Source organism: Nocardia salmonicida (assembly GCF_036142455.1).
In the GTDB taxonomy this organism is placed as follows: domain Bacteria; phylum Actinomycetota; class Actinomycetes; order Mycobacteriales; family Mycobacteriaceae; genus Nocardia; species Nocardia salmonicida.
In genome coordinates, this window is record NZ_CP108014.1 from 2635319 (window position 1) to 2660279 (window position 24961).

At 65.8% G+C, this 24961-nt stretch carries 22 protein-coding genes; 21 read left to right on the forward strand and 1 reads right to left on the reverse strand.

Features of this window, described 5'->3' with window-relative positions:
• The first annotated feature begins 3 nt into the window (after positions 1 to 3).
• Genes OHS03_RS12545 through OHS03_RS12565 form a run of 5 tightly spaced genes read left to right on the forward strand, consistent with a single transcriptional unit; the run spans position 4 to position 5291 of the window.
• Positions 4 to 843, forward strand: coding sequence for a TauD/TfdA dioxygenase family protein (locus OHS03_RS12545; RefSeq protein WP_062980726.1), 840 nt, complete (start codon positions 4 to 6; stop codon positions 841 to 843).
• A gap of 30 nt (positions 844 to 873) precedes the next feature.
• The gene (locus OHS03_RS12550) at positions 874 to 2145 is read left to right on the forward strand and encodes an aromatic ring-hydroxylating oxygenase subunit alpha (protein WP_328662892.1); all 1272 of its coding nucleotides are present in this window, start codon (positions 874 to 876) and stop codon (positions 2143 to 2145) included.
• Positions 2142 to 2477: a hypothetical protein gene (locus OHS03_RS12555; RefSeq protein WP_062980724.1), complete on the forward strand. Its 336-nt coding sequence runs from the start codon at positions 2142 to 2144 to the stop codon at positions 2475 to 2477. The genes OHS03_RS12550 and OHS03_RS12555 overlap by 4 nt, the downstream gene beginning before the upstream one ends.
• Positions 2474 to 3718, forward strand: a complete 1245-nt coding sequence (locus OHS03_RS12560; RefSeq protein WP_056809055.1) for a metal-dependent hydrolase family protein — start codon at positions 2474 to 2476, stop codon at positions 3716 to 3718. Before OHS03_RS12555 ends, OHS03_RS12560 begins: the two co-directional genes overlap by 4 nt.
• Positions 3719 to 3773: 55 nt before the next feature.
• Entirely contained in the window at positions 3774 to 5291 is a 1518-nt protein-coding gene (locus tag OHS03_RS12565; RefSeq protein WP_328662893.1) for an aldehyde dehydrogenase, read from the forward strand.
• 29 nt (positions 5292 to 5320) lie between these two features.
• Here OHS03_RS12565 and OHS03_RS12570 read toward each other — a convergent pair whose 3' ends face one another.
• Entirely contained in the window at positions 5321 to 5923 is a 603-nt protein-coding gene (locus OHS03_RS12570; RefSeq protein ID WP_062980720.1) for a TetR/AcrR family transcriptional regulator, read from the reverse strand.
• 196 nt (positions 5924 to 6119) lie between these two features.
• Here OHS03_RS12570 and OHS03_RS12575 point away from each other — a divergent pair, with 196 nt between their 5' ends.
• The 16 genes from OHS03_RS12575 to OHS03_RS12650 all read left to right on the forward strand — a co-directional run bounded on the left by OHS03_RS12575 (position 6120) and on the right by OHS03_RS12650 (position 24956).
• Complete coding sequence (locus tag OHS03_RS12575; RefSeq protein WP_407942480.1) at positions 6120 to 7301, forward strand: spirocyclase AveC family protein; 1182 nt, start codon at positions 6120 to 6122, stop codon at positions 7299 to 7301.
• Between the two features lies 1 nt (position 7302).
• The gene (locus tag OHS03_RS12580; RefSeq protein ID WP_328662894.1) at positions 7303 to 8118 is read left to right on the forward strand and encodes a CbbQ/NirQ/NorQ/GpvN family protein; all 816 of its coding nucleotides are present in this window, start codon (positions 7303 to 7305) and stop codon (positions 8116 to 8118) included.
• Positions 8115 to 9821 (forward strand): nitric oxide reductase activation protein NorD, encoded by a 1707-nt coding sequence (locus OHS03_RS12585; RefSeq protein ID WP_328662895.1) that lies wholly within the window; start codon positions 8115 to 8117, stop codon positions 9819 to 9821. The genes OHS03_RS12580 and OHS03_RS12585 overlap by 4 nt, the downstream gene beginning before the upstream one ends.
• A gap of 33 nt (positions 9822 to 9854) precedes the next feature.
• On the forward strand, positions 9855 to 10694 hold the full coding sequence (locus tag OHS03_RS12590) for an MlaE family ABC transporter permease (protein WP_255284366.1): 840 nt from the start codon (positions 9855 to 9857) through the stop codon (positions 10692 to 10694).
• Positions 10694 to 11548, forward strand: coding sequence for an ABC transporter permease (locus OHS03_RS12595; protein WP_328662896.1), 855 nt, complete (start codon positions 10694 to 10696; stop codon positions 11546 to 11548). The genes OHS03_RS12590 and OHS03_RS12595 overlap by 1 nt, the downstream gene beginning before the upstream one ends.
• 4 nt (positions 11549 to 11552) lie before the next feature.
• On the forward strand, positions 11553 to 12800 hold the full coding sequence (locus OHS03_RS12600; protein WP_328662897.1) for an MlaD family protein: 1248 nt from the start codon (positions 11553 to 11555) through the stop codon (positions 12798 to 12800).
• Positions 12797 to 13834 carry an MCE family protein gene (locus OHS03_RS12605; RefSeq protein WP_328662898.1) on the forward strand — a complete coding sequence of 346 codons (1038 nt, stop codon included), beginning with the start codon at positions 12797 to 12799 and terminating at the stop codon, positions 13832 to 13834. Before OHS03_RS12600 ends, OHS03_RS12605 begins: the two co-directional genes overlap by 4 nt.
• Before the next feature lie 4 nt (positions 13835 to 13838).
• Entirely contained in the window at positions 13839 to 14909 is a 1071-nt protein-coding gene (locus OHS03_RS12610; protein ID WP_328662899.1) for an MCE family protein, read from the forward strand.
• On the forward strand, positions 14906 to 16009 hold the full coding sequence (locus OHS03_RS12615; protein WP_328662900.1) for an MCE family protein: 1104 nt from the start codon (positions 14906 to 14908) through the stop codon (positions 16007 to 16009). Before OHS03_RS12610 ends, OHS03_RS12615 begins: the two co-directional genes overlap by 4 nt.
• Positions 16006 to 17106 carry an MlaD family protein gene (locus tag OHS03_RS12620; RefSeq protein ID WP_328662901.1) on the forward strand — a complete coding sequence of 367 codons (1101 nt, stop codon included), beginning with the start codon at positions 16006 to 16008 and terminating at the stop codon, positions 17104 to 17106. Before OHS03_RS12615 ends, OHS03_RS12620 begins: the two co-directional genes overlap by 4 nt.
• Positions 17103 to 18365: an MlaD family protein gene (locus tag OHS03_RS12625; protein ID WP_328662902.1), complete on the forward strand. Its 1263-nt coding sequence runs from the start codon at positions 17103 to 17105 to the stop codon at positions 18363 to 18365. The genes OHS03_RS12620 and OHS03_RS12625 overlap by 4 nt, the downstream gene beginning before the upstream one ends.
• A gap of 18 nt (positions 18366 to 18383) precedes the next feature.
• On the forward strand, positions 18384 to 19391 hold the full coding sequence (locus OHS03_RS12630; RefSeq protein ID WP_328662903.1) for a LacI family DNA-binding transcriptional regulator: 1008 nt from the start codon (positions 18384 to 18386) through the stop codon (positions 19389 to 19391).
• Positions 19392 to 19528: 137 nt separating this feature from the next.
• Positions 19529 to 20986, forward strand: a complete 1458-nt coding sequence (locus tag OHS03_RS12635; RefSeq protein WP_056809078.1) for an aldehyde dehydrogenase family protein — start codon at positions 19529 to 19531, stop codon at positions 20984 to 20986.
• A 65-nt stretch (positions 20987 to 21051) separates the two neighbouring features.
• Positions 21052 to 22245, forward strand: a complete 1194-nt coding sequence (locus OHS03_RS12640; protein WP_063002887.1) for an amidohydrolase family protein — start codon at positions 21052 to 21054, stop codon at positions 22243 to 22245.
• A complete protein-coding gene (locus OHS03_RS12645; protein ID WP_328662904.1) occupies positions 22242 to 23669 on the forward strand; it encodes a FadD3 family acyl-CoA ligase in 1428 nt (475 codons plus the stop codon). Before OHS03_RS12640 ends, OHS03_RS12645 begins: the two co-directional genes overlap by 4 nt.
• 30 nt (positions 23670 to 23699) lie before the next feature.
• Positions 23700 to 24956 carry an amidohydrolase family protein gene (locus OHS03_RS12650; protein ID WP_328662905.1) on the forward strand — a complete coding sequence of 419 codons (1257 nt, stop codon included), beginning with the start codon at positions 23700 to 23702 and terminating at the stop codon, positions 24954 to 24956.
• The last annotated feature ends 5 nt before the right edge of the window (positions 24957 to 24961 follow it).

Consider the following 24961-nt stretch of genomic DNA (forward strand, 5'->3'; position numbering starts at 1 on the left):
ACCATGACGATTACCATCGAGAAACTCGGCCACGCCGTCGGAGCAGAGGTCATCGGCGTACGCCGCGAGCAGTTGCTCGACGATGACCGCGTCGCCGAGACCGTGATGACAGCCCTCGAGGAGAACGGGGTGCTGGTCTTTCGTGATCTGCATCTCGACCCGGAAACCCAGGTAGCGTTCTGCCGCACGCTCGGGCAGGTGGATACCTCACCCGGACATCATCCGGTGGAGGGCATCTATCGGGTCAGCCTCGACGCCGCCAAGAACTCCTCGGCGAGCTACCTGCGCGCGACCTTCGACTGGCACATCGACGGCTGCACGCCCGAAGACGACGCGTATCCACAGATGGCGACCGTGCTCACGGCCAAGGCCGTCGCCGCCAGCGGCGGTGAGACCGAATTCGCCAGCACCTACAAGGCTTTCGACGACTTGACCGCCGCGGAACGAACATCTCTTCGGTCCCTGCGTGTGGTGCATTCGCTCGAAGCGTCGCAGCGTGGCGTGACCGCGGACCCGACACCGGACCAACTGGTGGCGTGGCGCAGACGTCCGACCAAAGAGCACCCACTGATCTGGACCCACAAATCCGGACGCCGATCGCTCGTCCTCGGCGCCTCGACCGACCACGTCGTCGGGATGCCCGCCGACGAGAGCAGGGCACTGCTCGACGGACTGCTGGGCCGCTGCACCGCTCCGGACCGCGTCTACCGGCACACCTGGGCTGTCGGCGACACCGTGATCTGGGACAACCGTGGGGTCATCCATCGCGCCGCGCCGTACCCGGCAGGTTCTCCGCGAGAGATGTTGCGCACCACGGTGCTCGGTGAAGAACCGATCGAATAGCCCACCGATACAGCCTTTCAGGAGTACATCATGGCTCGTTGGCCCAAACCCGCAGAGGGTAGTTGGACTCAGCACTACCCAGAACTCGGGACCGACCCGATGTCCTACGAGGACTCGATCTCCCCGGAGTTCTTCGAACTCGAGCGCGACGCGATCTTCAAACGTGCCTGGCTCAATGTCGGTCGCATCGAACAGCTGCCGCGCACCGGCAGCTATTTCACCAGGGAGATCCACGCCGCGCATTCCTCGATCATCCTGGTGCGCGATCGCGACGGCAGCGTCAACGCCTTCCACAACATCTGTCGGCATCGGGGAAACAAGCTGGTGTGGAACGAGTTTCCCCGCGAGGAAACCGCCGGTACGTGTCGCCAGTTCACCTGCAAGTACCACGGCTGGCGCTACGGACTCGACGGCTCCCTGAGCTTCGTGCAGCAGGAAGGCGAGTTCTTCGACCTGGACAAGGACAACCTCGGGCTCGCGCGCGTGCACTGTGAGGTCTGGTCGGGATTCATCTTCGTCAATCTGGCCGCGCAACCGCGTCAGACACTGCGAGAGTTCCTCGGCCCGATGGTCACCGGTCTCGAGGGATACCCGTTCGACCAACTGACAGAACGCTATTCCTACCGGGCCGAGGTCGGCGCGAATTGGAAGCTCTACCTGGACGCTTTCCAGGAGTTCTACCACGCACCGATCCTGCACGGAAAGCAGACGCCGGACAATTTCTCCGTCGCCGCGCAGCAGGCCGGATTCGAAGCACCGCACTACCAGCTCGACGGACCGCATCGGCTGGTCAGCACTTCCGGTGTGGTGACCTGGGAACTCGACGCCGCGATGCGTAAACCGATGGAAGACATCACCCGCAGTGGCTTGTTCGGTCCGTGGGACGTCCCGGATCTCGGTCCGATGCCGGCCGGGCTCAACCCCGCGGGCTGCGAACCCTGGGGGCTGGATTCGTTCCAGCTGTGGCCGAATTTCACCATTCTCGTCTGGTCCGGGGGGTGGTATCTCACCTACCAGTACTGGCCGACCTCGCACAATACGCACATCTTCGAGGGCAACCTGTACTTTACGCCCGCCCGCACCCCGCGCGACCGCGTCGCCCACGAAATGGCCGCGGTCACCTTCAAAGAGTATGGGCTGCAGGATTCTTCGACGCTGGAGGCTACCCAGCTCATGCTCGAATCCCGCGCGGTCACCACATTCCAGCTCAACGACCAGGAAATCCTGCTTCGGCATCTGCACAAGGTCGCGGCGGACTGGGTCGGCGACTATCAGCGCGAGGGCACGGAGGCCAAGCGATGAGCACACCTCTACTGCCGGTCGAGTTCGCCGACCTCGAGCAGTTCGCCTCGGTGTGGTGTCTGCCCTCCGAAACCGAACGCAACGACCAGCGCCTGAATTCCACGATGGTCGACATGCAGCGGTTCTACGACGTGATCGCCGCGCGGGCCGAAGACGCGCTCACCTACTGCGACAAGTTCTCGATCGACGATATGCCCGAGGACGCGAAGAACCTGATGTACCTGCTGTATTCGATGATTCAGGTGTCCTTCCCCGTCGAAGTGTGGCGACAGCCGCGCATACCCGACACCGGGGCCGCGTCGTTGACCTGTGTCATCGAGCCGAGCCTATGAGCGGGCAGGTCGTCGTGCTGCGTGCCGCGGCGTGGGTCGAGGTCGAGACCGGGCAGCGGCACACGCCGGCGGTGATCGTCGTGGACGGCAACCGGATCACCGCGATCAATCCGGTCGAGGTACCTGCGGGCGCGCAGGTCATCGATCTGGGTGAGCTCACGCTGCTGCCCGGATTGATGGATATGGAGGTCAACCTGCTCATCGGCGGGCCCGACACTCCCTCGGGGTTGCCGAACCCGATGCACGGTGTGCAAGACGACCCGGTGTATCGAACATTGCGCGCCTCGGTGAACGCCCGCGTCACCCTGCACGCCGGTTTCACCACGGTCCGCAATCTCGGCCTGATGGTCAAGACCGGTGGCTATCTGCTCGATGTGGATCTGCACCGCGCGATCGAACAGGGCTGGCTCGAAGGCCCGCGCATCGTCTCGGCCGGACACGCCATCACGCCGACCGGCGGCCACCTCGATCCCACGATGTTCCAGCGTCTTGCCCCGCACATCATGCCCATCACGGTGGAGGAAGGCCGCGCCAACGGCGTGCCGCAGGTCCGCGAATCTGTGCGTTACCAAATCAAATACGGTGCCGAGGTCATCAAGATCTCGGCATCGGGCGGGGTGATGTCGCACGGCACCGTCGCCGGAGCACAGCAGTATTCCGACGAGGAGCTGGCCGCGATCGTCGACGAAGCGCACCGCGCCGGTGTGCGCGTCGCCGCGCACGCCCACGGTGACGCCGGAATCCGCGCCTGCCTGCGGGCCGGGGTCGACTGCATCGAACACGGTTCCCTCGCCGAGGACGACACCATCGCGCTGATGGTGGAGCAGGGCACATATCTGGTACCGACGAGTTATCTGTCGGAGGGCCTCGATGTCTCCAAAGCCGCTCCCGCACTGCAGAAGAAGGCCGCCGAGGTCTTCCCGCGGGCGCGCGAGACGCTGCGCAAGGCGATCCGTGCCGGGGTCAAGATCGCCTGTGGCACCGACGCACCCGCGGTCCCGCACGGCAGCAATGCCAAAGAACTGTGGGCACTCGTCGACCGCGGCATGACGCCGGCGCAGGCGCTGCGCGCGGCCACGATCACCAGCGCCGAACTGATCGGCGTCGACGACCGTGGGCGGCTGGCACCTGGATTGCTGGCCGACATCATCGCCGTCTCCGGCGACCCCACCGTCGACATCACCACTCTCGACGATGTGCGGTTCGTGATGAAGGACGGCCGCGTCCACAAGAAACCGTGACCAGCGAAAACCGTTCGCCCGCACTTCGAATGCGCGCATCAGATCCGAGGTAGCAATGTCGCCACGTCATCAGCTCTATATCGGTGGGCAATGGGTCGACCCCGCCGCCGGCGAGACGATCGAGGTGATCTCGCCACACACCGAGCAGGTCATCGCGCGGGTCGCCGACCCGACGACCGCGGATGTCGATCGTGCGGTCGCGGCTGCGCGCGAGGCATTCGACACGGGGCCATGGCCTCGTATGGACCCACAGGCGCGCGTGGCGATCGTCCGCGAGTTGGCCCGGTGCTACCGCGCACGTGAAGACGAACTCGCACAACTGATCACCACCGAAATGGGTGCGCCGATCACCTTCTCGCGCTCGGCGCACGCGAAGCTGCCCGGCATCATGATCAGCGCTTTCGCCGACATCGCCGCCGGTTTCCGCTGGCAGGAGACCAGAGCGGGGTTCCTCGGCCGTGACGTGGTCGTCGGCCACGAACCCGTCGGGGTCGTGGCCGCGATCATTCCTTGGAACATGCCGATGTTCCTGCTCGTGGGGAAGTTGATTCCGGCGCTGCTCGCCGGATGCACGGTGGTGCTCAAGCCGTCTCCGGAGACGGCGCTGGACGCGCACCATATGGCCGAGCTCCTCGACCAGGTCGGGTTGCCTCCCGGGGTGGTCAGCATCCTGCCCGCGGGGCGCGAAGTCGGCCAGTATCTGGTCTCGCACCCGGGCGTGGACAAGGTCTCGTTCACCGGATCCACCGGGGCGGGTAGGCAAGTCGCCGAAGTATGCGGTGCGGCACTGCGCAGGGTCAGCCTCGAACTCGGCGGCAAATCCGCCGCGGTGGTACTCGACGACGCCGATCCCGACGCCGTGGCCGCCGGCATGATGGTGGCCGGGCTGATGAACAGCGGACAGGCCTGCGTCGCCCAGACCCGCGTGCTGGTCCCCCAGCGCCGCCGAGACGAATTCGTCGACGCGCTGGCGAGTGTGATCGAAAACCTCCCGGTCGGAGACCCGTTCGATCCAGCGACCCGAATCGGTCCGATGGTCTCGCACCGCCAACAGCAGCGGGTTCTGGAGTACATCGACCTGGGGCAGCGCGAAGGAGCCCGTCTGATCGTCGGCGGCACCGACCTGCCCGAGAGCGTCGAGCACGGCTGGTACGTCCGGCCCACCCTGTTCGCCGACGTGGACAACTCGATGCGGATCGCGCAGGAGGAGATCTTCGGTCCCGTTCTGAGCGTGATCGCCTACACCGACGACGAACACGCGGTCCACCTCGCCAACGACAGCGAGTACGGGCTGTCGGGTTCGGTGTGGTCATCCGACATCGAGCGCGCCACGGCGATCGCCCGCCGAGTGCGCGCGGGCACCCTCGGCATCAACGAGCCCTACAGCATGGATCCGGTGGCACCGTTCGGCGGAGTCAAGAACAGCGGCATCGGCCGCGAGTTCGGAACCGAGGGTCTCGAAGGCTACCTCGACACGGTGTCGCTCTCGATTCGCTCGTCGACGAATGCCACAGTGCCGCATATCGATTCCGCCCGCGCTGCCGCCCCGCCGAGCGGAATCCGCAGCTCGTGAACGATCGGGGCGGAGGCAGGGATGCGCGGTCAGGGCAGCTTGATCGCCGACATGTACATCTCGAGAATCGGCCCGTAGAGGTCGACACTGTCGAGTTCGGTGCCGAGTACGACGGAGGGCGTCGTGTGGATGAGCACCCTCGCCATCGTCATCGGCGGGATCAGCGAGGTCGCGCCCAGCCGGTCGAGATTCTCGATGATGAACTGCCCCAGAGCTTCTACGGTCTCTTCCCGCCGGACTGCCACCCGTGCCCGAACCTCGGGGTTGCGCAGCAGATACAGGGTGAATTCCATACCGAGGGCGGCATGGTCGGTACCGCGGTCGGCGCCCAGCCGGCGCCACAGCTCACCGACTCGGTCCAACTCTTCGGTTCCCACACTCGAGGCGGCCGCCAGCACTTCGGTGAAGGTATCGAAGTAGCGCTGCATGTATCGATCGTTCACCCCGAGGAACAGTTCTTCCTTGGTGGCGAAGTGCTTGTAGATCGCGCCTTTGGTGTAGCCGGCGGCGTGGGCGATGTCATCGAGTGTTGCCGCCGCGAAACCCTTTTCGGCAAATACTTCTTCGGCGGCCTCCAGGAGCAGCCCCCTGGTGTGCTCGAGTCTCCGCTCTCGGGTCCAACGCTCAGCCATATCAGCGATTATGCCACGAATCTTAGAAACCCCCTAGTATCTCAGATTCTCGGTGGTATATTTCGAGTCGTACGGATACTTCAGGAGAGTGACCGATGACTCCCTCATCGACTTCCACGGCCATCGCCGATTCCATTCCGAGTTTCGAGCGTATCGACGCGCGTCGGACCCCGACCATTCACCGAGGAGGTGCGCTGTGAGCGGACCGTCGGAGCCGAAAAAGGGCACCACCGTCACCGAGCCGCTCGGCAACGTGGCCACCCTCGGCGCAAAAGTTCAATCGACCAGCAATGCGGTCAAGATCTGGGCCACCCTCGGCGGGTTGATCCTCGCCCTGCAGATATATGTGTGGCTGCGCTGGATCACCGGCCCCAATTTCGAACGTGTGCCCACCGGACCGAGCGATCCGCCGACTTTCATGAAGGTGATTCTCACCGTCTGGACCGCGGTGATTCTGCTCGGTCTGCCGATCGGCATGTATTTCTTCATCATCCGGCCGTGGCTACGGGAGCGGCGAATAACCCTCGACGGCATGCTGTTCGTGGCCTGCGGCCTGATGTTCTTCCAGGATCCACTGCTGAACTACTTCAATACGTGGAGTACGTACAACACCTGGATGTTCAATCGGGGCTCGTGGGTGCAGGATGTGCCGGGCTGGCAATCCTATGGCGAACCAGGCGCCATGATGGCCGAACCGATCCTGATGAACGCACCGGGCTACTCCTACGGCGTCCTGCTGTGCACGATTCTCGGATGCTGGGTGATGCGAAAGACCAAGCAGCGGTTCCCGAATATCAGCACTATGGGATTGATCGGCGTGCTGCTCGTCTGGACATTCTTCTTCGATCTCGTCATCGAAGGTTTGTTCCTGATGCCGATGGGTCTTTTCACCTACCCCGGCGCACTCCAGGAATGGTCGATCAACGCCGGCACCTATTATCAGTGGCCGCTGTATGAAGGGCTCATGTGGGGTGGAGTTCAGGCCGGCCTCTGCTCGCTGCGCTATTTCACCGACGACCGTGGCCGGACCATTGTCGAGCGTGGCCTGGATCAGATCCATGGCGGATTCGTCAGACAACAGTTCACGCGCTTCCTCGCGATCTTCGCGGCGGTCAGCACATTCTTCTTCGTGGGCTACAACCTTCCCGCTCAATTCTTCGCCCTGCACACCGATCCGTGGCCCGAGGATATCCAGAAGCGCTCGTACTTCAACATGGGTATCTGCGGCGAAGGAACCGACCGGCTCTGCCCCCATCCTGATCTGCCGGTTCCCTTCCGGCACAGCGGCTACATAGATTCGACCGGCAAACTCGTCCTGCCCGACGGTGCGGAGCTGCCGAAGATCATTCCCTTCGCCGACACCGACAAAGGAAACTGACATGACCAGTCGATCCAGCGCTGTACTCGACGTTCCGCAGGCACCGTTCTACCGCGCGGTCGGTGACGAAGTAGCGGTGTTTCGCGCGGCGGCCGTCGGCGGGCTCCCGCTTCTCCTCAAGGGCCCCACGGGCTGCGGTAAGACCCGCTTCGTGGAAACCATGGCCGCGGAGCTCGGCCGGGACCTGATCACCGTCGCCGGCCACGAGGACATGACCTCGGCGGACCTGGTGGGCCGTTTCCTGCTCAAGGGCGGCGAAACGGTCTGGGTGGACGGTCCGTTGACGCGCGCCGTGCGGTCGGGCGCCATCTTCTATCTGGACGAGGTCGTGGAGGCGCGCCAGGACACCACCGTGGTGATCCATCCGCTCGCCGATCACCGCCGCGAACTTCCGGTCGACCGGCTCGGGGTGACATTGCCCGCTGCACCCGGGTTCCAGCTGGTGATCTCCTACAACCCTGGTTACCAGAGCGTTCTGAAGAATCTGAAGGAGTCGACTCGGCAGCGATTCGTCGCTATCGAACTCGGCTTCCCTCCCCCCGAGATCGAGCGCGAGGTGGTCGCGCACGAAGCCGGGGTCGACGAGGAGACCGCGCGGGCACTGGTCGCGGTCGGCAGCGCCATCCGCAACCTGGACAACTCGCCGCTGCGCGAGGTGTCCTCCACGCGAATGCTGATCCTCGCCGGTGGCCTCGTCGCGGGCGGGCTGAACCTACGCACCGCCGTGCAATCGGCGGTGGTGCAGGCGCTGTCCGATGACGCGGATATCGTTGCCGCCCTCGGCGAACTCGTCGACGCTGTGCTGCCGCGGCCATGATCGACAAGGATCCGAGCGGGCCGGAGCGGTACCGGCTCCTCGCCACCTACCTCGCCGGCAGGTCTGTGGGTATCGCAGAGCTGCCGGCGGGCGGGACGCCGTATACGAACGGGCAGATCGTGTTCGTTTCGGGCGACGGCACCGGCACCGGCACCGGCACCGAGCAGCGTCGCGAAGTACTCGTGCAGAGCGCGCTGCTCGGTGCCGGGAGCCTGGATCCGGCACTGGTGAGGTCACTGCGGGGGCGTCCATCGACAGCGCGGCGCTACCTGGCCCTAGAAGGCCGTCGGGTGCTCGCAGAACTGGCTGGGCGGCTTCCACTCGCCGCCGGACTCGATCTCGAGGGAGAACCGAGTACAGCGAGCGCCGCGGAATCACTCGCGGCGGCCAAGGGAAAGCGGAAAGTCGACGAGCCACCGGAGTGGTTCGGCACCATCAAACCCTCCCAGTTGGTGGCGTCGGATCCTGGCCCGGGCGGGCGGGCGAGCGACGGAGAGCTGCGCCTGGAATTCGATCTCAGCGAGATACCCGAGGCCGACGACGAGGTCGAGGACAACGTCGAGAAGTCCGAGGAGAGCAAGATTCTCAAACTCTTCGAGAATCCACTCTTCAGCGGCAAGTCGGTGATGGATTTCTTCCGCAAGACGATGGGCAACTCACGGTCCGACGGAGACGGGCCCGCCGGCGCCGAAGCGCCGGTCAGTGCGGTGCGCCGGGCGCGGATGGTCGGACCGAATGCCCGGCCGCTGCCCACCCGGATCAAGTTCACCGATGCCGACAAGCCCGGCGCCGCCGCCGGAATCGGCGGCGCCCTCTATCCCGAGTGGGACGTATTCAACGACCGCTACAAACCGGATTGGTGCCGAGTCGTCGATTTCCCGCTGACGGTCCCCACGGATATCTCGGCCGCACGTGTGCCCGAAGACGATGTGCTCCGACGGCGGCTGGCTCGGGTGGGCCTTGGCCCGAAGGTGCTGCGCGGGCGCCCCGATGGTGACGAACTCGATATCGAGGCGCTCATCGATCTGTTCGTCGATCTGCGTTCGGGATACTCGCGCCCGGAGAACGTGTACCTCGAACACCGCAAGCTCGAGCGCAATCTCGGCGTGATGATCCTGCTGGATGCGTCCGGATCGGCCACCGATGCCGATCTGGAGGGCCTGTCCGTGCACGACCATCAGCGGCGGGCGGCCGCGACCATGGCCGTCACGCTCGAAGAGCTCGGGGACCGTGTCGCGGTGTACGCCTTCCGCTCCGAGGGCCGCCACGCGGTGTACCTGCCCGCGATCAAAACCTTCGATCAGCGGTTCGGCGCCGTCGGACGAGCCAGACTCAATCAGCTTCAGCCCTCGAACTACACCCGGCTGGGCGCAGGCATCCGCGGCGCGGGCGAGATTCTCAAAAACCGAGCGGGTACGCAGAATCGGCTGTTGGTCGTGCTGTCGGACGGCTGTCCCTACGACGACGGCTACGAGGGTCGCTACGCCGAAGCGGATGCCGCGAAGGCACTCGAGGAACTGCGCGCCGAGGGCGTGGCCTGCCTGTGCCTGTCCATCGGCTCCACCACGCCCGCCGACGCCCTCGCACGCGTCTTCGGCTCCGCGGGCCATGCCAACGCCGCGACCCTGAGCGAACTGAGCCCGCACATGGACGAACTGTTCCTGTCCTCTCTTCGCGAACTCGCCGCGCCCACACCGCGCTAGCGAGACATCTACACCGGAAAGAGGAGGTTCGCTGTGGAACCCAACGCATCCGCGGTCACCGAGATCAAGGATTGGTCGAAGCAATACTCCCGGCGACACCCGATCGCCTCGCTGCACACCGTCGGAAGACAGGTCGAACTCGGCCGGGACGCATTCCGCTATCTCGCCACCGACATCGTGGCGCGGCGCTTCCCCTTCGACGAATTCGTCGGGCAGGCGGCGTTCATGGTGAAGACCTCCCTGCTGCCGACGGTGGCCGTGGCGGTGCCGATCAGTGCGACCCTGTCCATCCAATTCGGTTTGCTGGCAGGACAAGTCGGTGCGACGGCACTGGCCGGCGCCGCGAGCGGCCTGGCCGTGATCCGCCAGTCGGCGCCGTTGGTCACCGCGATTCTGCTGGCGGCAGCGGTGGGTTCGGCGCTGTGCGCCGATCTGGGCTCGCGCAAGATCCGCGAGGAGATCGACGCCATGGAGGTGATGGGGGTCTCGGTGCTGCGCAGGCTCGTGGTGCCGCGACTGGCCGCCGGGATCCTCATCGCGATGGCGCTCACCGCAGTCAGCTGTTTTGTCGGATTTCTGGCCGGCTACCTGTTCAATGTCTATGTCCAGGACGGAACTCCGGGCAGCTACATGGCGACCTTCTCCTCCTTCGCCACCTCCGGTGATCTGTACCTGGCGATGGTCAAGGCCGCGGTGTTCGGCGTGATCGTCGTCGTCATCGCGTGCGAGAAGGGCCTCAACACCCGGGGTGGGCCAGGTGGCGTGGCGAATTCGGTCAATGCCGCCGTGGTGGCATCGATCGTGGTGCTGATGGTCGTCAATCTCGGATTCACCCAGATCTACACGATGCTGTTCCCGAGGACGACCCTGTAATGGCCAGCGTGTATCGCCCTCCCGGAGTGCGGGTCGCGCTCAGGGTGGCGGCCGGGCCGTGGCACGGTGTCATCCGATTCGGGCATATGGTCACCTTCTTCGTGCGCGCGGTGGTCTCGATACCCGTTGCCCTGCGCCACTACAGCCGCGAATCCCTGCGCATCCTGTCCGATGTGACCTGGGGCAACGGCTCGCTCATCGTCGGCGGTGGAACGGCGGGAGTGATGATCATCCTGGGCGCCGCCGCAGGCGGGATCGTCGGCATCGAGGGCTTCAACGCGTTGAAGCTGCTCGGCATGGAGCCCGCCACCGGAATGATCGCCGCGACCGCGGCGACCCGTGAACTCGCTCCGATCATGGCGTCGATCGCCTTCGCCGCACAGGCGGGGTGCCGGTTCACCGCCCAACTCGGCGCGATGCGGATCGCCGAGGAGATCGACGCCCTCGACGCGATCGCGATCCGCCCGATCCCGTTCCTGGTCTCGACGCGGTTGATCGCCTCGATCGTGGCGGTGATCCCCTTGTACCTGGCCGCGCTGGCCGCGGACTACCTCGCCGTCGAGCTGTTCGTCGGGCTCGTCGGCGGACAATCGTTCGGTACCTACGCCCATTATTTCGACCTGGTGCTCAGCGGCACCGACGTCGTGTTCTCACTGTTGAAGGCGATCGTGTTCGTCACCATCACCACCACGATCCAGTGCTACTTCGGCTACTACGCGCGCGGCGGGCCGCAAGGAGTCGGTGTCGCGGCAGGTCGGGCGATGCGCGCGAGCATCACCGTGATGATCTCGGTGAACCTGTTGATGACGTTGGCGCTGTGGGGATTCGACGCCGGCTCCAGGATCAGTGGGTAGCGCGATGTCGATAGTGTTCGAATCCGACGACAGGCACCTGAGCAATACCAAGTTGTTCGTGCGTGGGATGGCCGCGCTGACCGTCGTCGTCGCCACCGTCGCGGCGATGGTCGCCCGCTCGGAAGGCGCGTTCGCGGAGACGGTCGCGGTGACCGCGATGCTCGTCGACGTGGGCGATGGGTTGCCGAAACGATCCGACGTCAAATATCACGGCGTGCTGGTCGGGAGTGTGCAGGACGTGGTTGCCTCGGACGGCAGCCACCCCAACAAGGTTCACATCGAACTGATCCCCTCGCACGCCGCCGCGATTCCGGCGACGGTGACGGCGCGCGTCGTCCCCAGCAACGTGTTCGCGGTGCCCTCGGTCCAGCTCATCGACAACGGACCGGGCCCCGCGCTGAGGTCAGGAGCGTCGATACCGGAGGACCACAGCAAGGCCAGCGTGCAGTTGCAGACCTCGCTCACCGCGTTGAGCCGCATCGTCGACGCCGTGGGACGCCCCGACGCCGATCCCACCGTCGGGATCTTGGAGACCGTCGAACGGGCGACCCGTGGCCGCGGCGCGGACGCGCTGGCAGCGGCCGCCCAGCTCGCGCGCATCGTGCGGGCCTACCAGGGCGAATTGTCGGGCGTCGCCGACTCCCCCGCGCTGCTCACCGGACTGTCGGAGGCTGTGCACGGACTCCAGGAATCGGCACCCGATCTGCTCGCCGCGCTGCACAGCGCGGTCGGGCCGATGCGCAGCGTCGCCGAGCAGCGAGTCCGCTTGACCGAACTGCTCACCGGCGGCATCGCGACCACCGAAACGGTCGGCACCGCGCTGAACAACCGCACCGAGACCATCATCGACCTCAACTCCAGGCTGGGCCCCGTGCTACAGATTCTCGCCGCGGGCAGCGGCAACTTCGTCCAGATGACGACCTCGCAGACCCGGATCGCGCACGTGTTCGCGCACGACTTCTGGCAACCCGACACCCAGACCGGCACCGCCAAAGTGATCGTCGAACTCACTCCGCACAAGCAATACACCCGGACCGACTGTCCGCGCTACGGAGAACTCGCTGGTGCGAGTTGCGAGAACGGACCCGCCGCGGGCCCACCGGTCATCGGCGCCGCCGACCAACCGGTGAACACGCTCGACCAGCACGACATTCTGGCCGAAAGCCTCGGTCTGCCACAGGAAGCCGCCGGCCTCGCCGAGCTGTTCGGTCTGACCGTGCCGGCCCCACCAGCCGCCGGAGAACCACGGTGAAACACAAACGCGACCTCGCCGGACTGACCGCTTTTCTGCTCGTCTCCGCGCTGCTGATCTGGATGGTCCGGGTGACTCTGCAACGCGACATCAGCGGCGACACGCACTCCTATTCCGCTGTCTTCAGCGATGTCTCGGGACTACGTGTGGGTGACGACGTCCGGATCGCCGGAGTACAGGTGGGCCGGGTCGACTCCATCGACATCCTCGGCCCGAACGCCGAGGTCGACTTCCGGATCCAGCGTGGTCAGCCCGTGTACGGCAACACCATCGCCTCGGTCATCTATCAGAATCTGATCGGACAGCGCTACCTCGGGCTGAGCAGAGCCGAATCCGGCGATCCGACGCCCATGGCGCCCGGCGCGCGGATCCCGATCGATCGCACCGAACCGTCCTTCGATCTGTCGGGGCTGCTCAACGGATTCCAGCCGTTGTTCAGCGCCCTCGACCCCGCGGACGTCGACAATCTGACCTCCGCGTTGATTCGAGCGCTCCAGGGCGACGACGGCGCGGTCGCCGCGCTGATCACCGAGACCGCGACCCTGGTGCAGTCCTTCGCCGGGCCCGACCAGATCCTCGGCGCGCTGATCGACAACCTGTCGGCGGTGATGACCACGTTGGCCGGGCAGAGCGCCGGGCTGCAGACGACTTTCACCCAGACCCGCAAGATCTTCGACGCACTCGAATCCCGGCGCGACACACTGCTGGACCAGACCGCGCAGATCTCCACCGTCGTCTCCGACGCCGCCGCTGTCATCGACGGCGCGGGCCCGTCGCTGACGGAGTTCATGAATCGCGAACCCGGCTTCGCGCGTCATTTCGTCGACGGCAAAGAACGTTTCGCGTTCCTTGGCTTCAATCTCCCGCAGCTGTTCCAGTCCATGATCCGGGCCACCGACGCCGGTTCTTTCGTCAACGCCTATGTCTGCGACATCAGTTTCAGCATCATCCCGGGCATCGATCCCGTGATCGCGCAGATCCTCGGCGCCGCCTCCCCGACCGGCCGACCCCAGCACTCCGCGATCTGTAGGTAGGACCATGAAGAATCCACTGCGCGCCCTCTCCTCTCTGTTGCCACGCCCGGGCGCCGCCGGTTCCGGCGCGATCGCCACCGACAGGTCGCTACGGACCGGCCTCATCGCCGTGCTCTCCGTCGTGCTGGTGTTGCTCGTGCTGGTCGTGGTCAACTCGCTACACCTCGGCACACGCACTGTGCGGGCCGATTTCGCGCAGGCCGCGGGGATCGCCGCCGGTGACCCGGTGACGTGGGCAGGCATTCCCGTCGGCACGGTGACCAGCACCCGGCTCGCCGGCGACCATGTCGAGGTGAGCTTGTCGGTCGACGACGAGGTCGCCCTCGGCGCCGATGCCGCGGCCGCGATCAAACTGACCACGCTGCTCGGCTCGCGCTATATCGAGTTGCGCTCGTCCGGCAACGGCGAACTGCGCGACGATCGGATTCCGTTGTCCCAGACCACTGTTCCCTATGACCTCGAGACCGCCCTGCAGGACGCGACCACCACTTTCGACGAACTCGACGCCGACCAGATCGCCGCGTCGATGACATCGCTGTCGCAGGGGCTCGACGGCCTGCCGTCGCTGGTTCCTGGCATCCTGCGCGATATCCGGTCGCTGTCGAATGTCATCGCGACCCGACGCGACCAGATCGGCACCCTGCTCACCAGTACCGACCAGGTCAGCACCGTGATCCGTACCCAGCAGGCCGAACTCGGCTCGGTGGTGGGGCAGGGCGGCACCGTGCTGCGCCAGATTCTCGCCCGCCAGGACGCGTTGCGTCGACTGCTCGACGCGACCACCACGCTGGTCCAGCGACTCGAACCGATCGTGGTCGGTGAGAATGCCGAGATCGAACAACTGCTGACCGATCTGCGCGACATGACCGCGATGATGGCGGGCCACGACGACCTGCTGCGCAGCATCTTGCAGATCCTTCCGGTCCCCTGGCGCATGTTCGCCAATGCCACCGGCACCGGCGCGGAACTGAACGCCAACGCCCCCGACGGCGCTTTCGTCGACTCGTGGATGTGCGCGTTGAGTGCCGTCGCCGTCGAGTCCGGCCGAGCCCCCTATCTCCAGGACTGCCGATGAACACACTGCTGTCCAGCCTGAAACTGGCCGCGATCGTGGTAACCGCCGCCTGCCTGACCAGCTGCTCGGTCGGGTCCGACACGGGAACCACCACCATCACCGCCGAATTCGCCAATGCCAACGGCCTGTACGAGGGCAACCCGGTCTCGGTGCTCGGAATGCGTGTCGGGCGCATCGTTCGGATCGAGGCCCACGGCACCGAGGTCGAAGTCGAGATGCGAATCGACAGCTCGATCCAGCTGCCCGCCGATGTGCAGGCGGTGACGATCTCGGACTCGTTGCTCACCGACCGCCACATCGAACTCACCCCGGTCTATCGCGGCGGGCCGACCCTGCCCTCGGGCGCGGTGCTCGATCCGGCGCGGACGAAGTCGCCGGTCGAGTTCGATGCCCTACTGTCGATGGCGCAGAAGTTGTCCACCTCACTGGGTGGTGACGGCAACGGCGCGGGCCCGGTCGCCGACCTGATCGGCCTGGGGTCCGCCGCGACCCGAGGCAACGGCGACGACATGCGGGCCGCGCTCGGCGAGCTCTCCCGTGCGCTGCGACTGGGTGCGGACAACGGGACCGCCACCCGCGATGCGATCACCACCGTCGTCACCAACCTCGACGAGCTGACCGCGGCCGCGGCGCGCAATGATCAGACGCTGCGCGAATTCGGCGGTGCCGTAGCGCAACTCAGCGATTTCCTGGCCGATCAACAGCTGGGAACCGGCGCGACCGGCGCGGCGCTGAACCGGATCATCGGCCAGGTCACCGAGCTGCTCCGGCGCCACCAGGGCACTATCTCCGGCCTCGTCACCAACGCGAACACCGTCACCGGTTCCCTGGCGGCCTACGACTACAACCTCGCCCAGTTCCTCGACGTGTTCCCGATGGTCGTCGACAACGCCTACAACTCCGTCGACCCGAATGTCCGCGCGCTACGCGCCGGTGTGGACGTCAACCGGCTGCTGCTCGACGGCCAAATGGTCAAGGAGGTCTGCAATCTGCTGCAACTGCAGAACCACGGATGCGCCACCGGCACCATGCGCGACATGGGACCGGATTTTGGTATCACCGCCATCCTGGCGGGAATCGCGGGAAGGAGCGGTCGATGACACCTCGGAACCGGACAGTGCTCAGGCTCGGGATCGCCGCCGCGCTCACCTTGTCGGCCACCGGATGCGCCGTGGGGCTCGACCAATTGCCGCTGCCCGCACCGGGGCTCGGTGGGGACACCTACACACTCACCGCGACCTTCTCCAACGCCCTCAACCTTCCTGTCAAGGCGAAGGTCACGCTCAACGGCGCCGACATCGGCCAAGTCGAGTCGATGTCCGCCCACGACTACACGGCTGAGGTGACGCTCCGCATCACCTCGTCGGTACAGCTGCCCGTCGGCACGTCGGCCCAATTGCGATCTGCCACACCGATGGGCGATGTCTTCGTGGCGATGAAGCCGCCGCCGACCGTCGAGCCCGGCACCGCCATGCTCGGCGACGGCGGCGCGATCGCGCTCGAGTCGACCTCGGCGGCCTCGACGATCGAGGAAATGCTCACTCGCGCATCGCTTCTGGTCAACGGCGGCACGATCCAATACCTCACCACGGTCGTCGCCGCGCTCAGCGACCACGTCGGGGGCCGCGGCGACCGGCTCGCCGCGCTGCTCGACGAGACCCGAGCACTGCTGGGCAGCCTCGCCGACCGCACCGACCAGATCAACGGCGTGCTGCACGCCGCGGCCGACCTCAGCGGGACCGTGGCCGCCCAGCAGACCACCCTCGCCGACACCGTCGCCGCGGCCGGACCAGCCATCGAAGTCCTCGCCGAGAACACCGACTCGGTGATCACGCTGGTGGATCGCGTGCACACGATCGCCACCCAGCTGGCCCGGTTCCCCAGTGTCGCCGGCACCAACACCACGAGCATGGCCGCCAACATCAACCAATTGGCCGCGGGACTCAACGCCGCGGCCATCAATCCCCAGGCCGACCTCAACGAGGTGAACGACATGATCAAGATCGTGCTCAAGATGATCAGTGGCCCCAACGGGCACGTCGCGGCCGACATCACCCAGCTGGCGATTCCCGATCCCGCGAATCCGGGCGGATCCGGCGGCAGGGCTCCCGATATCACCGACTGGACCGCCTTCGTCGGCTCGCTCCAGCACATGATCGATCGGCTGGGCGGTCGGCTGACAGGAGCACCACGATGACCCCGCGGAGCATGATCGAACCACCGGCCCGCGTACTCGTCGAGGTCGTCCGCGCCGCGCATCGCCATCGGTCCGCGGTCTCGCTACTCGGACTACTCGTCGTTCTCACCGGCGCCTGTTCGCACCTGGTGCTGTCCACCTTCGGCGTCGATCCACTCGATCACCCGTATCGCGTGCGAGTCGAACTCGCTCAGTCGGGCGGATTGCTGCCCGGCCAGGAAGTCACCGTGCGTGGTGTGCGCGTCGGGCGCGTCGACTCGGTTCAGGTGGTGGACGAGAAGGTGGTCGCCGTCGCCGCCATCGACGAAGATGTCCGTATCTCGGTGTCGGGGCAGGTGCGCGCCGCGGCGCTGTCGGCGGCCGGCGAGCAGTATCTCGATTTCCTGCCCGCGAGCAACGAGGGCCCTTATCTGAGCGACGGCGCGCTGGTCACCGCCGACCGCACCTCCACCCCGGTACCGATGTCGGACATGCTGCAAAGCCTCAGCGGCACCCTCGCCCAGATCGATCCCGACCGGCTCGCGACCATCTCGCGGGAACTGGGTGCCGGTCCGGCGGGCCCCGACAAACTGGCGGCGATCATCGACGGTGGCACGTTCCTCATCTCCACGCTCGACACCGTGCTGCCGAATACCGTGAACCTGCTGCGCAACAGCCGAGTCGTGGTCGCGACCCTGCACGACGGGCGCACCGCGCTGCGGTCGACGTCGGCGAATCTCGCGGGCGTGCTCGGCGGCATGGCGTCGATGACCGACGGCTACGAACAGCTGCTCGCGCAGACACCGCCGATGCTGACCGAGCTCGACACCATCCTCGCGCAGAACTCTCCGACGATGGTGCAGTTGCTGGGCAACCTCGTCACTGTCTCGCAGGTCGCCTATTCCCGCATCCCCGCGCTCGACGAGTTCTTCTTTCCCCGCCAGCGCGCCGGATCGGCTCTCGACGCGGTGGCCTCGGCGTTCCACGACGGCGGAGTCTGGGCGCTGGCCAGCATCTACCCCCGCTACGCCTGCGACTACAACGTGCCACGGCGGCCCGGCTCCGTCCCCGATTACGCGCAGCCGTACGTGAACGCGGACTGCACCGACCCGGATCCCACACTCATGCCGCGCGGCGCGCGCAACGCTCCGCGCCCGCCGAACGACCCCGTTCCCGCCGCACCGCCCGCCGACCCCCTGCAGACCGCCGAGCCGGCCCCGGTGGGACCGCAGACCGTTCCCACTCCGTACGGCGGCCCCTACACGCCGGGTCCGCGGTGACGGTGCCATCATGAGTCCATGGCCGCTCCCGCTCCCGATCGTGACGCGACGAACGTCGGGAAAAGCGCGCGGCCCACCCACGCCGACGTCGCCCGGCTGGCGAACGTGTCGACCGCGACCGTCAGCTACGTCCTGAACAACTCCGCGGGCAAACGGATCTCCGCTCGTACCAGAGAAGCGGTCTACCGTGCCGCCGGACAACTCGGCTATCGCACCAATGTCGCCGCGCGTAATCTCGCGCGTGGTGGGAGCGGGGTGGTGCTCTCCGTGCTGCCACGGGTCGCGGTGGGCGACATGCCGATTCAGGCGGGCAGCCTGATGGCCACCGCACTGGCACAGCACGGTTTGCTCCAGGTGCAGATCTTCGAGACCGAGGACCACGAGCGAGTCATCGACGCGATCGACAATCTCGATCCGATCGCGGTAGTGAGCCTGTTCCCGTTGAGCAGTGACGCACGCGGCAAGGTGCAGGCCGCGAAGGTGCCCTTGATCGAGATCGGGCTGCTGCCCGCGCTCGGCGACCCTTTGCTCACCGTCGGGGCGTTGCGCGTGGATCACCTGGTCTCGCGTGGGCACCGCAGGATCGCGTTCGGGCGCACCGACGTCGCCAAATGGCGTGCCCTCGGCGACTATTGGCTCCAGGGAATCGTCGACGCTGCGCGTGCGCACGACCTGCCGCCGATCACGGTGGACGAGGTCACCGCGAGCAGCGCGGCCGAGGTGGTCACCGGCTGGGTACGCGACGGAGTGACCGCGGTCTGCGCGCAGAGCGACGAGATCGCGGGTCTGGTGTTGCACGGTCTCCGGGAGGCTGGTTTGCGCTGCCCGCACGACCTCGCCGTGATCGGCATCGACGCCAATCCCATGGGGGCGCTGTGTGATCCGCCGCTGACCACGGTGGAGTACAACCCCGCCGCGGTCGCCGACGCCGCGATCGCCGCTGTCCTCACCGAACTGGGATATCCGGCACCGCCCGCTCCCCAGCCGACCGATGTCGCCCACCTGATCGTGCGGGCCTCCACCTAGCTTCCCGGTTCCTCACCAGAGGCCGTTCGGGGTCTGGACACCCTGATGGTTATGCGCTTAACCTAGCGACGACGGTGGATTGCGCGTACCGAATCCGTTGCGCTCGAGAACACCGCTGACACGCGAGGAGCTACACCATGACCGTGCAGAATGTGCTGGACGAAATCCGCAACCGACCGGGCACCGGAGACGCGATCCCCGTCGTCGATCCCGTCACCGAGGAACAGCTCACCGAATTCACCGACGGCGGCGCCGAAGCCGTCGACGACGCCGTCGCACGGGCGAAAGCGGCGTCGAAATCCGGCATCTGGAAGAACCTGGCGGGCAGCGAGAAAGCCAAGATCCTCTGGCGCGTCGCGGATCTGATCGACGAGAACACCGAGTTGCTGGCCGACCTCGAATCGGCCAATGCCGGAATCCCGCAGAACCAGGCCGCGCTCACCGTTGGCATCGGTTCGGAATGGTTCCGCTACTACGCCGGTTGGTGCACCAAGATCGACGGCATCGCTCACGACGTGAACGCCGGCGGGCTCACCGGCGTGGAATCGCGACAGCACGGCTACACCCTCAAGGAGCCCTACGATGTCGTGGGGCTGATCTTCCCGTGGAACGGGCCGGTCTTCAACTACTGCGCCAAGGTCGCTCCCTCCCTCGCGGCCGGGTGCAGCAGCGTGGTGAAACCCGCCGAGGAGACTCCGCTTTCGGCGCTGGTACTCGACCGGCTCCTGGCCCAGGCCGGCGTACCGGAGGGCGTGGTCAATCTGGTCAACGGCCACGGACACACAACCGGCGCGGCGATCACCGCGCACCCGGACGTGGACAAGGTCGCCTTCACCGGCTCCACCGAAGTCGGCCGGGCGATCGTGCAAGCCTCGGCGGCGAGCAACCTCAACAAGATCACCCTCGAACTCGGCGGCAAATCACCGGTGCTGATCTTCGACGACGCCGATCTCGATATGGCGATCATGATGGCCGGATTCGGCGCCTTCGTACATTCGGGCCAGGCGTGTGTGTGCGGTTCGCGCGTCTTCGTGCAGCGCGGCTCCTACGAAAAGGTCGTGGCGGGCATCGCGAACCTGGCCGACAACATGAAGATGGGTGGGCCCAAGGAAGAGGGCACCATGGCAGGCCCGCTGATCAGCGCCAAGCAGCTCACTCGGGTATTGGGTTATGTCGATCAGGGCAAATCCGAGGGCGTGGAGTTCGTGGCCGGCGGTCAGCGTCTCGATCGAACCGGGTACTTCGTGCACCCCACCGTGGCCACCGGTGTCGACCCCGCCACCAGCCGCCTCTACCGCGAGGAGATCTTCGGCCCGATCGTCACGATCCTGCCTTTCGACACCGAAGAGGAGGTCGTCGCGATGGCCAACGACAGCACCTACGGCCTGGCCGCCACCGTCTGGACCAAGGACCTCGGCCGTGGCCATCGACTGGCCAAACAGCTGCAAGCCGGCACCGTCTCGTTGAACTGCCAGATGGTGTTCGACCACTCCATGCCCTTCGGCGGCTACAAGCAGTCGGGCTGGGGCTACGAAGCAGGCAAGGCGGGACTCGAGGCCTACCTGCAGACCAAGACGGTATGGGCGCAAATGTAGCTATCGAATATTGCCATGCGCATCTTGTGAGAATATGATTCTCATAACCCAACAAGGAGGCTCTCATGACGCAGCTGGATCTGCCGTATCAGTTGTTCGACGCGGACAACCACCTCTACGAAACCAAGGAGGCGCTGACCAAGTTCCTCCCCGCGGAGTACGAGGGGACCATCAAGTACGTCGAGATCAACGGGCGCACCAAGATTGCGGTCCTCGGCCAGATCAGCGAGTACATTCCCAACCCCACGTTCGAGGTTGTCGCCCGTCCCGGCGCGATGGAGGATTACTTCAAGAACGGCAATCCGGAGGGCAAGAGCAAGCGAGAGATCTTCGGCAAGTCGATGCGCTCCATCCCGGCCTTCCGCGAGCCGGGCGCGCGCCTGGAGCTCATGAACGAGCTGCAGTTGAATCGCTCGCTGATGTTTCCCACGCTGGCCAGCCTCGTCGAAGAGCGGATGCGTCACCACCCCGATCTGATCCACGCGGTGATTCACTCACTGAACCGGTGGTTGCTCGAAACCTGGGGCGAGGACGGCAATTTCGTCTACAAGGACCGCATCTTCACCGTCCCGGTGGTGAGCCTGCCCATCGTCGAGAAGGCGATCGAGGAGCTCGACTGGTGCGTCGAGCACGGCGCCAAGGCCATTCTGGTGCGCCCGGCCCCGGTCCCCGGTCTGCGCGGGCTGCGCTCGTTCGCGCTGCCGGAGTTCGACCCGTTCTGGAAGCGGGTGGTCGAGCACGACATTCTCGTCACCATGCACTCCTCCGACAGCGGCTACTCGCGCCACAACGCCGAGTGGGAGGGCTCCAGCCTGGAGATGCTGCCGTTCCAGACGAACACCTTCCGGATGACCACCGAATGGCGCCCGATCCAGGACGCGGTGGCGTCATGGGTGTGCCACGGCGCGCTGTTCCGCTTCCCCGAGCTCAAGGTGGCGGTCATCGAGAACGGCGCGTCGTGGCTGGCGCCGCTGCTGGAGAATCTGGCCGATGTCGCCAAGAAGGCGCCGGAGGGCTTCGGCCATCAGGACCCGGTCGAGGCGCTCAAACGCAGTATCTTCGTCAGCCCGTTCTGGGAAGAGGATCTCGGCGGGATCGCCGACCTCATCGGAGTGGACAACGTCCTGTTCGGCTCCGACTACCCGCATCCGGAGGGCCTGGCCGAGCCCGCGCGCTACATCCATGAGATCAAGGATCTGAGCCTGGAACACCAGGCCAAGATCATGGGTGGCAACCTCGCGAGGCTGCTGAAGGTATGACATGGGAGACCATCCCGCAGATGGTCCTGAGCGCCGGCGATCGCTTCGGGGATGCCGAAGCGATCGTCGACGGACCACTGCGGTTGAGCTTCATCGACCTCGCGGACCGAGTGCGCAGGGCCGCGGGCGCGTTCGCGGCCGCGGGCATCGAGAAGGGCGATCGGGCGGCGATCTGGGCGCCCAACTCGGCCGAGTGGATCATCGCCGCGTTCGGGCTGGTCACCGCGGGGGGCGTGCTGGTACCGATCAACACCCGATTCAAGGCCGAGGAAGCCGCCGACGTCGTGCGGCGCAGCGGCGCCGAGCTGCTGTTGGTGCAGCAGGGCTTCCTCGGGACGGACTACACGGGCCCGCAGGGCGTCCCGGTGATCGATCTGAAATCGGACTTCCTCGCCAGCGGTAAGCCTTTCGAACGGACGATGAACGGCACCGACATCGCCGACATCATCTACACCTCGGGCACCACGGGTCGCCCCAAGGGCGTGATGATGAATCATCGGCAGACCCTGCGGCTGTACTCGGAATGGTGCGATCTGGCCGACCTGCGCGAGGGTGACCGCTATCTGATCGTCAACCCGTTCTTCCACACCTTCGGCTACAAGGCGGGGGTGATCAGCTCGCTGATCCGCGGCGCCACCATCCTGCCGGTGCCGGTGTTCGAGATCGATCGGGTGCTCGAACTCGTCGAACGGGAACGGGTGACGATGCTCCCCGGGCCACCCACCCTGTATCACGCCCTGCTCGACGCTCCCGATACCCACGATCTGTCGTCCTTGCGGACCGCGGTCACCGGGGCCGCCGATATTCCGGTCGAACTGATCCGGCGGGTCAAGACCGAACTGCCGTTCCAGTCGATCATGACCGGCTACGGGCTCACCGAAGCCGGAACCGCGACGGCATCCCGTCCCGGCGACAGCTTCGAGCAGGTCGCGACCACCGTGGGAACCCCGTGTGACGGTGTGGAGGTGCGCATCGCCGAGGACGGCGAAGTGCTGGTCCGCGGATACTCCGTCATGCAGGGCTATTTCGACGATCCGGACGCGACCACGGCGACCATCGATGCCGACGGATGGCTGCACACCGGCGACCTCGGCAGTCTCGACCTGGACGGCCGCTTGCGGATCAACGGGCGCAAGAAGGACATGTTCATCGTCGGCGGCTTCAATGCCTATCCCGCCGAGGTCGAGGCCTTCCTGCTCGAACACCCCGCCGTGGCCCAGGTCGCTGTGGTCGGCGTGCCCGACGAGCGGCTCGGACAGGTCGGCCGTGCCTTCGTCGTCGCGAAAAGCCCGGTGTCGGAGGCGGAACTGGTGTCGTGGGCCCGCGATCGGATGGCCGGCTTCAAGGCACCCCGATCCGTGCGGTTCCTCGACGAGTTACCGCTCAACGCCACCGGCAAGGTCATGAAAGACCAACTGCGTTAACCGTATTCGCCTGACTCCGAGGAACCCTCCATGAACTTCACCGACATGATCCTGGTCAGCATCGATGACCATGTGGTCGAGCCTGCCGATATGTTCGCCCGGCACACGCCCAAGAAGCACGCCGAGTACATCCCGAAACTGATCACCAATGACCAGGGCGTCGATCAGTGGGTCTATCGAGGTAAGCCGGTGGGTGTCACCGGTTTGAACGCGGTGGTGGGGTGGCCGAAGGAAGAGTGGGACAAGAATCCGGCCCGCTACGCCGAGATGCGTCCGGGGGTCTACGACATCCACAGCCGGGTGGCGGACATGAATGCCAACGGCATCCTGTCCTCGATGTGCTTTCCGACCTTCGCCGGCTTCAGCGCCGGACACCTGAGCCAGTTCAAGGACGAGATCACCATCGCGGTGATCTCGGCCTACAACGACTGGCACATCGATGAATGGTGCGCCACCTACCCCGGCCGGTTCATTCCGAATGCCATTCTCCCGCTGTGGGAACCGGCGCTGGCCGTCGCCGAGATCAACCGGGTCGCCGCCAAAGGATTCCGTGGCGTCACCATGCCCGAACTCCCCCACATCGACGGACTGCCCTCCTACCACGACGGCGAGTACTGGGGCCCGGTCTGGGCCGCGCTCGCCGATACCGGGCTGGTGATGAACCTGCACATCGGACAGGGTTTCGGGGCGCTGCGGTTGGCACCGAACGCACCGATCGACAACCTCATGTGCCTCGCGCCGACGGTGTCCCAGATCGCGATCCAGGATCTGCTGTGGGGTCCGGCGCTGCGTACCTATCCCGGTCTCAAGGTCGCGCTGTCCGAAGGTGGGATCGGGTGGATTCCGTTCTACCTGGACCGCTCCGACCGCCATTACACCAATCAGAAATGGCTGCGCCGCGACTTCGGTGGGCGGATGCCCAGCGATGTGTTCCGCGAGCACGTCATGGCCTGCTATGTCACCGACCGGAATTCGCTCAAGATGCGCCACGAGATCGGCATCGACATCATCGCGTGGGAGTGCGATTACCCGCATTCGGACTCACTGTTTCCCGATGCCCCGGAATTCGTGCTGGAAGAACTCAACAGCGCCGGCGCCGATGACAGCGACATCCATCAGATCACCTGGCAGAACGCCTGCCGATTCCTCAACTGGGATCCCTTCACCCATATTTCCCGCGAGGAGGCGACGGTCGCGGCACTGCGGAACAACGCCCGCGATGTCGACCTGACCATCCGGCCTCGCGCGGAATGGGCCGAACGCTATGCCGCCCAGCACATCAGCTGATCACC

What these genes read in the sequence shown, in the direction of transcription:
- OHS03_RS12545 (WP_062980726.1), top strand. Translation starts at nt 4, where the DNA reads ATGACGATTACCATCGAGAAACTCGGCCACGCCGTCGGAGCAGAGGTC.
- OHS03_RS12550 (WP_328662892.1), top strand. Translation starts at nt 874, where the DNA reads ATGGCTCGTTGGCCCAAACCCGCAGAGGGTAGTTGGACTCAGCACTAC.
- OHS03_RS12555 (WP_062980724.1), top strand. Translation starts at nt 2,142, where the DNA reads ATGAGCACACCTCTACTGCCGGTCGAGTTCGCCGACCTCGAGCAGTTC.
- OHS03_RS12560 (WP_056809055.1), top strand. Translation starts at nt 2,474, where the DNA reads ATGAGCGGGCAGGTCGTCGTGCTGCGTGCCGCGGCGTGGGTCGAGGTC.
- OHS03_RS12565 (WP_328662893.1), top strand. Translation starts at nt 3,774, where the DNA reads ATGTCGCCACGTCATCAGCTCTATATCGGTGGGCAATGGGTCGACCCC.
- OHS03_RS12570 (WP_062980720.1), bottom strand. Translation starts at nt 5,923, where the DNA reads ATGGCTGAGCGTTGGACCCGAGAGCGGAGACTCGAGCACACCAGGGGG.
- OHS03_RS12580 (WP_328662894.1), top strand. Translation starts at nt 7,303, where the DNA reads ATGACCAGTCGATCCAGCGCTGTACTCGACGTTCCGCAGGCACCGTTC.
- OHS03_RS12585 (WP_328662895.1), top strand. Translation starts at nt 8,115, where the DNA reads ATGATCGACAAGGATCCGAGCGGGCCGGAGCGGTACCGGCTCCTCGCC.
- OHS03_RS12595 (WP_328662896.1), top strand. Translation starts at nt 10,694, where the DNA reads ATGGCCAGCGTGTATCGCCCTCCCGGAGTGCGGGTCGCGCTCAGGGTG.
- OHS03_RS12600 (WP_328662897.1), top strand. Translation starts at nt 11,553, where the DNA reads ATGTCGATAGTGTTCGAATCCGACGACAGGCACCTGAGCAATACCAAG.
- OHS03_RS12610 (WP_328662899.1), top strand. Translation starts at nt 13,839, where the DNA reads ATGAAGAATCCACTGCGCGCCCTCTCCTCTCTGTTGCCACGCCCGGGC.
- OHS03_RS12615 (WP_328662900.1), top strand. Translation starts at nt 14,906, where the DNA reads ATGAACACACTGCTGTCCAGCCTGAAACTGGCCGCGATCGTGGTAACC.
- OHS03_RS12620 (WP_328662901.1), top strand. Translation starts at nt 16,006, where the DNA reads ATGACACCTCGGAACCGGACAGTGCTCAGGCTCGGGATCGCCGCCGCG.
- OHS03_RS12625 (WP_328662902.1), top strand. Translation starts at nt 17,103, where the DNA reads ATGACCCCGCGGAGCATGATCGAACCACCGGCCCGCGTACTCGTCGAG.
- OHS03_RS12630 (WP_328662903.1), top strand. Translation starts at nt 18,384, where the DNA reads ATGGCCGCTCCCGCTCCCGATCGTGACGCGACGAACGTCGGGAAAAGC.
- OHS03_RS12635 (WP_056809078.1), top strand. Translation starts at nt 19,529, where the DNA reads ATGACCGTGCAGAATGTGCTGGACGAAATCCGCAACCGACCGGGCACC.
- OHS03_RS12640 (WP_063002887.1), top strand. Translation starts at nt 21,052, where the DNA reads ATGACGCAGCTGGATCTGCCGTATCAGTTGTTCGACGCGGACAACCAC.
- OHS03_RS12645 (WP_328662904.1), top strand. Translation starts at nt 22,242, where the DNA reads ATGACATGGGAGACCATCCCGCAGATGGTCCTGAGCGCCGGCGATCGC.
- OHS03_RS12650 (WP_328662905.1), top strand. Translation starts at nt 23,700, where the DNA reads ATGAACTTCACCGACATGATCCTGGTCAGCATCGATGACCATGTGGTC.